This is a genomic window from Flavobacteriales bacterium (genome assembly GCA_026129465.1).
GTDB lineage: Bacteria > Bacteroidota > Bacteroidia > Flavobacteriales_F > PHOS-HE28 > PHOS-HE28.
On record JAHCIA010000001.1, the window covers coordinates 3,296,727 to 3,309,668 of the forward strand.

Below are 12,942 nucleotides of genomic sequence, written 5' to 3' on the forward strand. Positions count from 1 at the left end.
GGGCGTAGACGAGCGGCCCAAAGATAGCCGGGCGTTCCAGCCGTCAAGCGCGGGCCAGCAGGAAGAGCATGGCCGCCGGTGCGGCGAGCAGCAGCCCATCGAAACGGTCCAGCATGCCACCGTGGCCAGGCAGGATCGTGCCCGAGTCCTTCACACCCGCAGCGCGTTTCAACGCCGATTCCAGCAGGTCGCCCAGCAGGCTTGTGGCCGTGATGATCACCGCCAGCGCCATCCAGGCGGCAAGGCCCAGGCTGCCGGTCCAGGAACCCAGCCAAACGGCCACCAACAGCGCAGCGACCAGTCCGCCTACCGCCCCTTCCATGGTCTTGCCTGGGGAGACGGCGGGCATCAATTTGGTGCGCCCGATGCTCTTGCCCACGAGGTAGGCGCCGGTGTCGCCCGCCCAAAGCAGGAACATGAAGCCGGCGAATGTCTTGAAGCCCATGGCCGCCAGCAGGGGCAGCAGCGCGAATGGGATGGCGATGTAGAACACATGGGCCAGTATCGCACCGAGTCCGGCCACCGCGCTTTCACGTTGCGAAGTGAGGATCGCCAATACGGCGATACACATCACGCCCATGGCGAGGAGCAGGGCATTGGCGAAGTTCCAGTCGGGGTGCACGGCCACCACGGATACGCACAGGTACACGATGCCGGACAGCCCCACCGTCAGCTCCATGCGTGGCCCGCCCGTGCGCCAATGCAGGTGATGGTATTCGGCGGCGGCGATGGCGCAGGCGGGAAGGAAAAGCAGGCAGGTGGTGACCGGACCAGCCCAGGCCGCGCCCAAAGTGAGCGCCACGTAGACCGCACCGGTGAGGGCGCGGATCGCTAGATTCATTCGACCTGCTGGTGTTTGCGCACAAGGTACAGGGCGCGCACCACATCCTCGGGCCGCACCAGTACCACGGCTTCACCCATGGGCGGATAGGGCGAGGCCACCTGGTCCAACACCACCGCGGCGATGCCATGGGTTTCCAACAGGCCCTTCACCAATTGCGCCTCCTGCGGGCCACTGGCGCTGTAGATCGCTTTCCAGTCGCCCATGGCGGAAGTGCAGTCGTTGGGCGGTGATCAGGCCGTGCCGGCAGCGCTGTCCTCGCGCTCCACGGGCCGCTCCTCCTGGGTGCCGCCACCATTGTTGGAGGACGCGGGCTCGGCCTTCACGAAGGGGCGCACGCCGAAGATCTTCTCCAGGTCCTCCTTGAAGATGACCTCCTTCTCCAGCAATTGCGTGGCCAGCGCGGTGAGCTTGTCCTTGTTGTCCGAGAGGATGCGTTTGGCACGCGTGTATTGCCCCTCGATGATCTTGCTCACCTCCTCGTCGATCACGCGCGCGGTCTCTTCGCTGTAAGGCTTGCCGAAGGCGTATTCGTTCTGCCCGGAGCTGTCGTAATAGCTCACATTGCCCAGGCGCTCGTTCAGGCCGAACATGGTCACCATGGCGTAGGCCTGCTTGGTCACCTTTTCCAGATCGCTGAGGGCGCCGGTGCTCACCTTGCCGTACATCACGTCCTCGGCGGCACGCCCACCCAGCGCGGCACAGATCTCATCGAGCATCTGTTCGGCGGTGGTCAGGTGGCGCTCATCGGGCAGGTACCAGGCGGCACCCAGCGAGCGGCCGCGCGGCACGATGGTGACCTTCACCAGCGGCGAGGCGTGCTCCACCAACCAGCTGATGGTGGCATGTCCGGCCTCATGGTAGGCGATGGCGCGCTTCTCCTCGTCGGTGATGATCTTGTTTTTCTTCTCCAGCCCACCGATCACGCGGTCCACGGCGTCAAGGAAATCCTGCCGGTCGATCGCGTTCTTCTTGCGGCGCGCGGCGATCAGTGCGGCCTCGTTGCAGATGTTGGCGATGTCGGCACCGCTGAAGCCCGGGGTCTGTTTGGCCAGGAATTCCACATCCACCGAGCGCGTGTCGAGTTTCAGCGGCTTCAGGTGCACCTTGAAAATGGCCATGCGCTCGTTGAGGTCGGGCATGTCCACGTAGATCTGGCGGTCGAAGCGGCCCGGCCGCATCAGCGCGCGGTCCAGCACGTCGGCCCGGTTGGTGGCGCCCAGGATGATCACCCCGGTGTTGGTGCCGAAGCCGTCCATCTCGGTGAGCAACTGGTTGAGCGTGTTCTCGCGCTCATCGTTGGCGCCCATGCTCACGCTGCGGCCACGTGCGCGTCCGATGGCGTCGATCTCGTCGATGAAGATGATGCTGGGGGCCTTCTCCTTGGCCTGCTTGAAGAGGTCGCGTACGCGGCTGGCGCCCACCCCCACGAACATCTCCACGAAGTCCGATCCGCTGAGGCTGAAGAAGGGCACGTTGGCCTCGCCGGCGATGGCTTTGGCCAGCAGCGTTTTGCCCGTGCCCGGCGGACCCACCAGCAGCGCGCCCTTGGGGATCTTTGCGCCGAGGTCCGTGTACTTCTTCGGTGTCTTCAGGAAGTCCACGATCTCCTGGAGCTCCTCCTTGGCCTCGGCCAGGCCGGCCACATCGTTGAAGGTGACGTTGGTACTCTTGCCGGCCTCGAAGACCTGTGCGCGGCTCTTCCCGATGTTGAAGATCTGCCCGCCGGGTCCGGCACCGCCACCGATGCGGCGCATGACGAAGATCCAGATGGCGATCATGATGCCGAAAAAGAGCACCCAATTGAGGATCTCGCGGCCCCAGTTGTCCTGTGTCTCGAAACGGTAGGCCACGTTGTGCGTCTCGGCGCCCTCCACCAGGCGGTCCTTCAGCATGTTGCCGGAGCCGATGTTGAACACGTAGTGCGGCCCCTGCACATTGGGCCCCGAAATGGGCGAACCCTTGATCCGGTCCGCATGCTCACGCTTCTCCAGGCGATCGCGCTTGATGTGCACCTTCACGATCTGGTCGTTCACCACCGTGATGCGGTCCACGTCGCCAGCCTCCAGCATCTTCTGGTACTCGGTGGGGTCGATCGGCACCATCCCGCCCGAGTAGTTGAACAGGTTGATCGACAGGATCACCAGGATGATGATCCCATAGATCCAATAGAAATTGAAGGAGCGTTTCGGGCGCTCCTTGTTCTCGTTCCTTTCCTCGTTGTGCTCCACCGCGTGTTCCTTATCGGCCCTCAGGCCACGTTCTCATAGACCCTCCGCGTGGCATCGCCCCACAGGTCCTCCAGGGCGTAATGCGCGCGCTTGTCCCGGTGGAAGATGTGCACCACCGTGTCCACCAGGTCGATCAGCACCCATTCGGCGTTGCGCTCGCCTTCCACATGCCTGGGCTTCTCGCCCGTGCGTTCGCGCAGGGTTTCCAACACCGAGCGCGTGATGGCCTCCACCTGGGTGGCCGATTCGCCATGACAGATGATGAACTGGTCGCATACGGTGTTCGGCACTTCGCGCAGGTCCAACACCACGATGTCCTTTCCCTTGACCTCCTGGATGCCTTCCACGATCGCATCCACCGTACGGGCGGACATGGCGCCCCGTGCCTTGCTCATCAGGTCGTGCTTGTTCGGTTCAAAGGTAGCAAGATACCTTCCGGCCTTCCCCGGGACCATCCGCCCCATGGACCGCCTGTCACAAGCCATCGGTGTCACGCTCATCGAGTTGCCTTCGGTGGAAAGCACCAACAGGACGATCGCGGGCATGGCGGTCCGCTCCGAGCTGCCGCATGGGGCCGTGCTGCTGGCCCATGAGCAGACCGCCGGGCGCGGCCAGCGTGGCCGGCAGTGGATCTCCGCCGCGGGACTGGACCTGACCTTCAGCCTGCTGCTGCGGCCGCAGGACATGCGCGCCGATGAACAGTTCATCATCGCGCAAGTGGCGGCACTGGCCGTGCATGACACCCTGGTGGGGCATGTGCCCGGGGCGGTGCGGATCAAATGGCCCAACGATGTGCTGGTGGAGCGGCGGAAGGTGGCGGGCATCCTCATCGAGAATGAACTCATCGGCGATCGGGTGGGACAGTCCATCGTGGGTATCGGGCTGAATGTGAACAGCCGCGACCTGGACGCCGGCCTGCACGCCACAAGCATGTGCCTGGAAACCGGAGGGACCCTCGATCGCATGGCCGTGTTCGGGCAATTGATGGAGCACCTGAGGCGGCGGTATGCCCAAGGAAAGGAGGCCCCGGCCCGGCTTCGGGCGGACTATGCCGAAAGGCTTTGGGCCAGGGGCCGCTGGGCGGACATGCTGCTGGACGGGCAGCCCGCCAGCCTGCGCCCCATGGATGTGGACGGCCTGGGCAGGCTGCTGGTGGAGCATCCGGACGGGAGCGTCAGGGCCCACGGTCTGGACCGCCTCCGCTTCGCGCCTTTTCAGGGGGGAATGGCCGTTCCCTGAAAAGGTCTACTTTTGCCGTCCTTTCCAAGTTCAGCGGCGATGAAACGCACCTACCAGCCCAGCAAGCGCAAGCGCGCGAACAAGCACGGTTTCCGCACGCGGATGAGCTCTGCCGCCGGCCGTGCCGTGCTGGCCAGCCGCCGCCGGCAGGGCCGCCACAAGCTCACGGTGAGCGACGAGGCCTCCCACAAGTAAGCCTCCATGGGTGGTCCCTTGCCAGGGCCGCTCCCGGGCCGCGGTCTTGCGGTCTTGGTCCCGAACTTCCGTTATGCCCATTGGGCTTGCGGCAGTCCGTCATGGCTGATCCACGGTGATCTTCCGCATCGGCCATGGTGAAGAGCCTGATCCGCTATCTGCGCTACTTCGGCCATGCGGTCTTCGTGGGCAAGACCCGGCGGCTGGTGTGGCTGGATGTGAAGCGCTGGCTGCTCGGACCCAGGATGCGGTCCAACACCACCATCATCCCATGGTCCACCAGGACCTATGGCCGCGAGGAGCGGGCCGCTGCGCGTGAGGCCGCCGTTCGCTGGCTGTTGCGCGCCCAGGAGGCCACCGGCGACATGGGCTTCGCCACACACCGCCTGGTGGAGGGCTGGACCAGCACCTACGTGGAGACCACGGGCTACATCATCCCCACCTTGCTGGACCATGCCCGCCGGACCGGTGATGACCATGTCCGGGCCCGCGCCTTGGCAGCTGCCGATCGCCTGGTGGCGCTGCAACTGCCCAGCGGAGGCTGGCAGGGCGGCTACGTGGCCGATGGAAAGCCGGAGGTGGTCTTCAACTCCGCCCAAGTGGTGCGCGGCCTGCTCGCTGCGCATGAAGCGACCGGAAGCGCTGTATACCTGGATACGGCTCGGCGCGGCTGTGAGCGCTTGTGCGACCTGCAGGACCCTGATGGTGCCTGGCGGAAGCATGCCTTCATGGGCGTGGCCAGGGTGTACGACAGCTATGTGGCGGCGCCCCTGCTGCTGGCCCACCGCGCCACGGGCGAAGCACGCTTCAAAGCGACCGCCGTACGCGACCTGGAGTGGATCCTGGCGCATGGCCTCACCGCCAACGGGTGGTTCCGCGATTGTGACAATACGCTCAAGCACAACCAGCGGCCCATCCTGCACACCATCGCCTACACGCTGGACGGACTGATCGACTGCGGAGAGCTGCTGGGCGAGGAGCGCTACATCGCCGCGGCCCGGAAGGGTGCCGACGACCTGTTCGGGACCTTCAACCGCCGCAAGACGCTACATGGCCGTTTCGACAAGGATTGGCGGGGATCGGAGCACATGATACCCACCGGTTGCGCGCAACTGGCCATTGTTTGGCTGAAGCTCCACCGCATCTCCGGTGACGTCCAATACCTCAATGCGGCGCTCAAGTTGAACGACCAGTTGATCGCCATCGTGGATCGAGGCGCGCAGGAGCACCCCGACACGCGCGGCGCCCTGCCGGGATCCTTCCCCATCTGGGGTCGATACGAGCCCTTCGCCTTCCCCAACTGGGCCACGAAGTATCTTGTGGATGCGCTCTCCTTGGAGCAAGAACGCCTCGACGCGATCATGGCCCAGCGATGAAAGCGGGTATCACCACCTACGACCTTGGCGACCGCTACTTCCTGGTGCAACTGGCCGCGCTGTTGCGTGCGGGCGTGACACCTGATGTGGTGATCCACCACGGCGGCGGTCCATGGTTCGGCACTTGGAAACGGCTGCGGGGCCTCTGGCGCACACTGGACACCCACCGTTCCGGTGCGTTGCGGCAGCTGCTGTCGAAAGCATCAGGCGCGGAGCGGCGCGCGGATGCCCTGGCCTCCATCGATAGGGAAGTGGCCGATGCGAAGCGCTTCCTCGGAGCTGCGCGGATCGTGACCACCGGGGACATCACATCGCGCTCCTGCCTGAACGCGTTGCGCGGAGCGGGGCCGCTGGCGCTGGTGTGCAACAGTGGACTGGTGCGCGGGCCGGTGCTGGGAATGCGTGAGGTCGTCCTGCTCAATGTGCACGTGTCGAAGCTGCCGCGCTTCCGAGGCATGAACAATGTGGAGTGGGCGCTTTTCCACGGGGAGCCGCTCTGGGCCACCGTCCACCGGATCGATCGCGGCATCGACACCGGCGACATCCTCCTGCAGCGGCCGATCGACCCGCCGACGGGCATCACCACCATCGCCGCCGCGCGCGACCACGCCTTTCTTCAAGGGCACCGGCTCGTGGGCGAAGCGGTGGTGGCGCTCTTGCGTGGCGATGCCAGTTGGCGGCCGCAACCCGGCCCCGTGTCGCCGCTTGACCAGTACTATGTGATGCACCCCTTGTTGCGCGCCGTGGTGGAGCAACGCCTTCTGGAAGGCAGTTTACCGCCGCGCGACGCCTGATCAGGATCGACCCGCACCGAGCAGCGTGGCGATGGCCATACCCAGTTCGCTGGTCAGCAGCACATGGCCCAGTGGAAGATGCTGGATGCTGACGGTCTCCGGAGCGTGCTTCCGCAGCCTTTGGCCCAGCCTGCCGGGGATCACCCGGTCGAACTCCCCGAAGAAGAGGTGGACCGGTATGCCGCGCCGTTCCGCGTTGGCGGCCACCGTGGCCAGGTCGGGCTCGATGCGACGGTAACTCAGCCACACATCGTGCACCAGCCGGCGCTTCTCGATGGTGTCCGTTTGCCCGATGAGGAAGCGGTGCATGCGCTCATTCATCAGGCGGATGGCCTTCAGCAGATGGATGACGGCGTGGATGCGCTGCGGATGGGTGATGAAACGCTTGTACAGCCATCTTCCGAAGCGCGAAGTGGCCAGCCCGCGGTACCAGGGGCGCGTCTTCAGCCCATCGGGCGCGGCCAGGAAGGCCCGTTCCACCCGGAGGGGGACCTGTTCCAGCAGGTTGAGCACGGTGCGCCCGCCGAAGCTGTAGCCCAGCAGCAGCACCTTGTCCGCACCAAGGTGGTCCATGAACGCCGTGAAATAGTCGGCCAACTCCTGCGGCGTGTAGGGCCTTTCGGCCCGGATCGGTTCCGAAGGGCTGTTGCCATGGTAGTGCAGGTCGAAGGCGTAAATGGTGCACAGTCCGCCCAGCGGCCCTTCCAGGATGTGGAAGTCCTCGCCGGTGCGCCCGAAGCCGTGGAAGGCCAGCAGCGGCAGGGGGCCGTGTCCGTAGGTGCGGTAGGCGAGGGTGGGGCCGTGGGTGAAATAGGAGACCATGTTCCAGTATGAAGACCACAGAGCCACAGGGTCCTCAGGGCGATTCCTGCCCCGGCGGCAAAGAAACGAGTGCGCACCCCAGTAGCTTCTTCGTTCGCTGTGCATCTCCGCGTCCCCGTGCCGCTGTGGTCTTCTTCCGCAGTTCTCCACGATCCCCCCGCCTTTTCCACAACCAGGGCCCCGCACCCGCTGCGCGGGTACATTTGCGCTCCGGTATCCAACTACCGGACATGCCCAAAGACCCCAGCATCAAGTCGGTCCTGCTCATCGGCAGTGGACCGATCATCATCGGCCAAGCGTGTGAGTTCGATTACTCCGGCAGCCAGGCAGCACGTTCCCTCCGCAATGAAGGCCTCGAGGTCACGCTGATCAACAGCAACCCGGCCACCATCATGACCGATCCGGTCACGGCGGACAACGTGTACCTGTTGCCGCTGACGCCCCAGAGCATCGAGGAGATCCTGAAGAAGCACAAGATCGACGCGGTGCTGCCCACGGTGGGCGGCCAAACGGCGCTGAACCTGGGCATCGAGTGTGAGAAACTCGGCATCTGGAAGGAGCATGGTGTGCGCATGATCGGCGTCGACACCAAGGCCATCGACGTCACCGAGGACCGCGAGAAGTTCCGCCTGCTTATGGAAAGCATCGGCGTACCCATGGCGCCCAGCAAGACCGTGACCAGCTTCCTCGAAGGCAAGAAGGTGGCGCAGGAGTTCGGCTTCCCGCTGGTGATCCGCGCCAGCTACACCCTGGGTGGTGCGGGTGCCAGCTTCGTGAAAGACCCCGCCGAGTTCGACAAGCTGCTGAAGCACGGCCTGCAGATCAGCCCCATCCACGAGGTGATGATCGACAAGGCGCTGCTCGGCTGGAAGGAGTACGAGTTGGAGCTGCTGCGCGACAAGGACGACAACGTCACCATCATCTGCTCCATCGAGAACTTCGATCCGATGGGCATCCACACCGGCGACAGCATCACCGTGGCGCCGGCCATGACCCTCAGCGATCGCACCTACCAGCGCATGCGCACCGAGGCCATCAAGATGATGCGCGCCATCGGCGACTTCGCGGGCGGTTGCAACGTGCAGTTCGCGGTGAGCCCCGATGAGAAGGAGGAGATCTACGCCATCGAGATCAACCCCCGTGTAAGCCGTAGTTCCGCGCTCGCCTCCAAGGCCACGGGCTACCCCATCGCCAAGATCGCCAGCAAGCTCGCCATCGGCTACCGTCTTGATGAACTGGAGAACCCCATCACCGGCACCAGCGCCTTCTTCGAGCCCACGCTCGATTACGTGATCGTGAAGGTGCCGCGCTGGAACTTCGACAAGTTCGAGGGCAGCGACCGCCGCCTCGGCGTGCAGATGAAGAGCGTCGGCGAGACGATGGGTATCGGCCGCAGCTTCCAGGAAGCGCTGCAGAAAGCCTGTCAGAGTTTGGAGATCAAGCGCAACGGACTGGGTGCAGACGGCAAGGAGACCACCGACCCCAACGTGCTGCTCGAAAGCCTCGCCAATCCCAGCTGGCACCGGCTCTTCCACGTGTACGATGCGATCAAGCTCGGTATCCCCTTCGCCAAGATCCACGACCTCACCAAGATCGACATCTGGTTCCTCAAGCAGATCGAGGACATGATCAAGACCGAGAAGGAGGTGGAGAAGTACACGCTCGACACCATTCCCCGCGACCTGCTCTTCGAGGCCAAGCAGAAGGGCTACGCCGACCGCCAGGTGGCGCACCTGCTCGGCTGCCTGGAGAGCCAGGTGTACAAGAAGCGGAACGAGCTCGGCATCAAGCGCGTGTACAAACTGGTGGACACCTGCGCCGGTGAGTTCCCCGCGAAGACGCCCTACTACTACAGCACGTTTGAGGAGGAGAACGAGAGCGTGCGCAGCGACCGCAAGAAGATCGTGGTGCTCGGCAGTGGCCCCAACCGCATCGGCCAGGGCATCGAGTTCGATTACTGCTGCGTGCATGGCGTACTCGCGGCCAAGGAGCTGGGCTACGAGACCATCATGATCAATTGCAACCCGGAGACCGTGAGCACGGACTTCGACACGGCCGACAAGCTCTACTTCGAGCCGGTGTTCTGGGAGCACATCTACGACATCATCCTGCACGAACAGCCCGAGGGCGTCATCGTGCAGCTCGGCGGGCAGACCGCGCTGAAGCTCGCCGAGAAACTGGAGAAGTACGGCATCAAGATCATCGGCACCAGCTACGCCGCGCTGGACATGGCCGAGGACCGCGAGCGCTTCAGCTCATTGCTGCGCGACCTCAACATCCCATACCCGAAGTTCGGCGCGGTGCGCACTGCGGAGGAGGCCATCGCCCTTTCGCGCGAGCTCGGTTTCCCCCTGCTGGTGCGCCCCAGCTACGTGCTCGGCGGCCAGAAGATGAAGATCGTGATCAACGAGGAGGAGCTCGTGGACCAGGTGCTCGACATCCTGCGCCTGATGCCCGACAACAAGATCCTCATCGACCACTTCCTCGACGGCGCCATCGAGGCGGAGAGCGATTCCATCTGCGACGGTGAGATGGTGCGCATCATCGGCATCATGGAGCACATCGAGCCGGCGGGCATCCACAGCGGCGACAGCAACGCGGTGCTCCCGCCCTTCGACCTCAGCGAGAAGGTGATCCAGCAGATCCGGGAGCACACGCACAAGATCGCGCTGGCCCTGCACACCGTGGGCCTGGTGAACATCCAGTTCGCCATCAAGGACGAGGTGGTGTACGTGATCGAGGCCAACCCCCGCGCCAGCCGCACCGTGCCCTTCATCGCCAAGGCCTACGGCGAGCCCTACGTGAACTGGGCCACCAAGGTGATGCTCGGCGCCAAGCTCAAGGACTTCCAATTCAAGCCGCGGCTAGATGGCTACGCGATCAAGGTACCCGTCTTCAGCTTCGACAAGTTCCCGAACGTCGATAAGTCACTTGGGCCTGAGATGAAGTCGACCGGTGAGGCGATCTACTTCATCAAGGACCTGAAGGATCCGTTCTTCAGGCAGGTGTATGGGGAGAGGAGTATGTACTTGAGTAGGTAGCCCGGATAGCCAGACCGCATGGAAGGGAATCAGAACGATGGAGCGCTTGCCAATCAGCGTTTCAATGTCTTCATCAAGACACAGATGCGGTCCTACAGCCTGTTGGATCTCTCAAGGAGCGACTTGGACGGGATTGTTGTAGCCTTTGATAGTGGAGAGGCAGACATCCTGTTGGACGGAAAGAAGTACTTCATTCAGAACATCTGGGAAATTCGCGTGTACACCCACGATCAGCGCGAGAAGTTTCCGGGTAATTCACTCCTCAAGTTCTGTGTGGAGAACAGGCTGGCGGGCTCCAACCTGTATGGGACAGAACCGTTTGTTCCATTGAAGGTTCTGGACAAATTTGGGCAGGACGTGACGAGGTCATTTATTACTGGCAAGCAGGGTGGGTTGAAGCTAAAAGCTAGTACACCGGCGGACGGACACTATGTGGATCTCGGCCGCCTGAACGAGATAGAGAAGCTCGCCTCAGGCCAGTTCGATTTTTCGAAGCTCCTTCAACTGCTGAGGGAATTGAACATGGCTCACGCTCATCAATCGTTGCTGTCGATCCCAATGCTCGTCCGCGCCATCATAGATCATGTGCCTCCAGTTTTTGGGAAGAGTTCCTTCGCCGAGGTATGTGGAGCCTACGGTTCGAAGAGCTTCAAGGACAGCATGAACAATCTTGACAAGTCTAGAGGCCATCTCAAAAATAGTTGAGGTGTCCTGAGCCATGAACAACGGGCGTTTGACAACCGAAGAAGGGAGGGTCTTGATCCTTTCACCGTGCATGTCCTCTTTCGATGTCCAAAACGATGGACTGCACGGACGCCCAGTGGGAAGCGGTCAAGGACCTGCTCTCACCTATTCAAGAGAGGACCGAGACGCGTGGCAGGAAGCCACTGGATGCTCGGGAGGTGTTCAATGGGGTATTATGGATCTGCCGGACAGGAGCCAGATGGCAGGATCTTCCACCGCGCTACCCTCCTTACCAGTCGTGCCATCGGTACTTCCAGCGCTGGTGTCAGCAGGGCGTATGGGACAAGGTGCTGTGGGCCTTGGCGCAGGACCTCAAACGAAGAGGGAAGATCGACATCACAGAATGCTTCATCGATGGCACCTTCTCCAGTGCCAAAAAAGGGGGCTCCATATCGGCCCGACTAAGCGAGGTAAAGGCACCAAGATCATGGTCGTCACAGACGCTGCTGGTCTTCCTATCGCCGTACGGACCTTCGGAGCCAGCACCCACGAAGTGAAGCTCGTGACCCAAACGCTGGCCGCGCGTTTCATGGAAGAATTGCCCCAAGTGCTCATCGGCGACAAGGCCTACGATAGCGATCAGCTCGATCGCAAGCTCAAGCGCAGGAAGGTCCGCATGATCGCACCGAACCGCGCAGGGCGTTCAAAATCCCAAGATGGAAGGGAGCTTCGCAGATACAAGCGGAGATGGAAGGTGGAGCGATGCTTCGCCTGGCTCAACAACTTCAGGCGTACTGTGGTCCGCTACGAGTATCACAGCATCAACTTCCTGGGCTTCGTCCAGCTCGCTTGTGCCATGATCCTCATGCGCAAACTATTTTGAGATGGCTTCTAGTCGGAAGATTGCAGACTCGTACTTGCATACACCGATCCGCATCCGTGAGAATCTGCCGACCCCAGTTCAGGTGAACTTCAGACATGATCTCGATGTGCTCTTGCAAGAGATAGTCCGAATCATGAAGTAGGCCCCCGCTCCCGCGGATCTTCGATCCGTGGTCCTTCTCATTGGAGCTCCTCATCCTGGACTACGTCTTGGTGATCTGTGATCAAATCCCCCTGGTTCCCATGTCCCTAATGCCCGTGCAGCAAGGGCGTGTACCGCTCCCAGGCATCCTGCTCAATGGCGTTCCGTCGCGCCCGCAACAGATCCGCAGCCGCTTCGTCCCAACCTCCGCAGGGTCTCCCGCAGGGGACCCTGCGCCTAAACGACGAACTGCTCGGCCTCACCATGGCGCTCCTTTCCCGCCAAGATAACCGAACTCCTGGTAGGGAGTAAGTGGCGCGGAACGGTTCTCGCCGCGCACGTAGAACGCGAAGCTGGAGTGTGGGTACTCAACGGCGTCATCGTGCAGGCGCCAGCGTTTGCTTACGGGGTTGGCATGGATGTAGCGCAGCTTCTGCTCGATCATGCGTGCGCTGAAGAGCTCGATGAGGTCGGTGGACGTGTCGAACACGCGGTGCTTTTGCCCCCTGGCCCGGTCGCTGGGGCGCAGGCCCTCGCCCAGCCGTTGGAGCAGGTCGTTGCGGCTGGCCTTTTGCAGGCGCTCGATGATGGCATAGGCCATGAACCGCTTGCCGTTGGCCAAGGTGCTGTTCAGCTGACCCGCTTCCGGCACGCGGATGATGAAGTGTACGTGGTTGGGCAGGATCACATAGCCT

General features: G+C 62.8%; 14 protein-coding genes. 8 read left to right on the forward strand and 6 right to left on the reverse strand.

The genetic code is table 11. The features are described 5' to 3' along the window. Positions 1 to 43: 43 nt before the first annotated feature. The 4 genes from KIT10_13900 to rsfS are packed head-to-tail and all read right to left on the reverse strand — an operon-like array spanning position 44 to position 3,467. Positions 44 to 841: a phosphatidate cytidylyltransferase gene (locus KIT10_13900; protein ID MCW5900355.1), complete on the reverse strand. Its 798-nt coding sequence runs from the start codon at positions 839 to 841 to the stop codon at positions 44 to 46. Continuing rightward, positions 838 to 1,047, reverse strand: a complete 210-nt coding sequence (locus tag KIT10_13905) for a DUF2007 domain-containing protein (GenBank protein MCW5900356.1) — start codon at positions 1,045 to 1,047, stop codon at positions 838 to 840. The genes KIT10_13900 and KIT10_13905 overlap by 4 nt, the downstream gene beginning before the upstream one ends. A 27-nt stretch (positions 1,048 to 1,074) precedes the next feature. Beyond that, positions 1,075 to 3,072, reverse strand: a complete 1,998-nt coding sequence (gene ftsH / locus KIT10_13910) for an ATP-dependent zinc metalloprotease FtsH (GenBank protein ID MCW5900357.1) — start codon at positions 3,070 to 3,072, stop codon at positions 1,075 to 1,077. 20 nt (positions 3,073 to 3,092) lie between these two features. After that, positions 3,093 to 3,467, reverse strand: coding sequence for a ribosome silencing factor (rsfS, locus tag KIT10_13915; protein MCW5900358.1), 375 nt, complete (start codon positions 3,465 to 3,467; stop codon positions 3,093 to 3,095). Positions 3,468 to 3,534: 67 nt separating this feature from the next. On the opposite strand from rsfS, the gene KIT10_13920 reads away from it, so the two are divergent. The 4 genes from KIT10_13920 (at position 3,535) to KIT10_13935 (ending at position 6,676) form a co-directional block, all read left to right on the forward strand. Continuing rightward, on the forward strand, positions 3,535 to 4,311 hold the full coding sequence (locus tag KIT10_13920; GenBank protein ID MCW5900359.1) for a biotin--[acetyl-CoA-carboxylase] ligase: 777 nt from the start codon (positions 3,535 to 3,537) through the stop codon (positions 4,309 to 4,311). Positions 4,312 to 4,350: 39 nt separating this feature from the next. Then, entirely contained in the window at positions 4,351 to 4,506 is a 156-nt protein-coding gene (gene rpmH, locus KIT10_13925) for a 50S ribosomal protein L34 (protein MCW5900360.1), read from the forward strand. Positions 4,507 to 4,640: 134 nt separating this feature from the next. Then, positions 4,641 to 5,882 carry a hypothetical protein gene (locus KIT10_13930; GenBank protein ID MCW5900361.1) on the forward strand — a complete coding sequence of 414 codons (1,242 nt, stop codon included), beginning with the start codon at positions 4,641 to 4,643 and terminating at the stop codon, positions 5,880 to 5,882. Continuing rightward, the gene (locus KIT10_13935; GenBank protein MCW5900362.1) at positions 5,879 to 6,676 is read left to right on the forward strand and encodes a hypothetical protein; all 798 of its coding nucleotides are present in this window, start codon (positions 5,879 to 5,881) and stop codon (positions 6,674 to 6,676) included. The genes KIT10_13930 and KIT10_13935 overlap by 4 nt, the downstream gene beginning before the upstream one ends. On the opposite strand, the gene KIT10_13940 is transcribed toward KIT10_13935, so the two are convergent. Continuing rightward, complete coding sequence (locus KIT10_13940; GenBank protein MCW5900363.1) at positions 6,677 to 7,498, reverse strand: alpha/beta hydrolase; 822 nt, start codon at positions 7,496 to 7,498, stop codon at positions 6,677 to 6,679. A 230-nt stretch (positions 7,499 to 7,728) separates the two neighbouring features. Between KIT10_13940 and carB the strand changes: the two genes are divergently transcribed. From carB to KIT10_13960, 4 genes are all read left to right on the forward strand, one after another. Further along, a complete protein-coding gene (gene carB, locus KIT10_13945) occupies positions 7,729 to 10,539 on the forward strand; it encodes a carbamoyl-phosphate synthase large subunit (protein MCW5900364.1) in 2,811 nt (936 codons plus the stop codon). Between the two features lie 18 nt (positions 10,540 to 10,557). After that, positions 10,558 to 11,244, forward strand: a complete 687-nt coding sequence (locus KIT10_13950; GenBank protein MCW5900365.1) for a hypothetical protein — start codon at positions 10,558 to 10,560, stop codon at positions 11,242 to 11,244. A 95-nt stretch (positions 11,245 to 11,339) separates the two neighbouring features. Beyond that, positions 11,340 to 11,780, forward strand: a complete 441-nt coding sequence (locus tag KIT10_13955) for a transposase (GenBank protein ID MCW5900366.1) — start codon at positions 11,340 to 11,342, stop codon at positions 11,778 to 11,780. After that, a complete protein-coding gene (locus KIT10_13960) occupies positions 11,711 to 12,106 on the forward strand; it encodes an IS5 family transposase (protein ID MCW5900367.1) in 396 nt (131 codons plus the stop codon). Before KIT10_13955 ends, KIT10_13960 begins: the two co-directional genes overlap by 70 nt. Before the next feature lie 400 nt (positions 12,107 to 12,506). On the opposite strand, the gene KIT10_13965 is transcribed toward KIT10_13960, so the two are convergent. Then, positions 12,507 to 12,935: a hypothetical protein gene (locus KIT10_13965; GenBank protein MCW5900368.1), complete on the reverse strand. Its 429-nt coding sequence runs from the start codon at positions 12,933 to 12,935 to the stop codon at positions 12,507 to 12,509. Between the last annotated feature and the right edge of the window lie 7 nt (positions 12,936 to 12,942).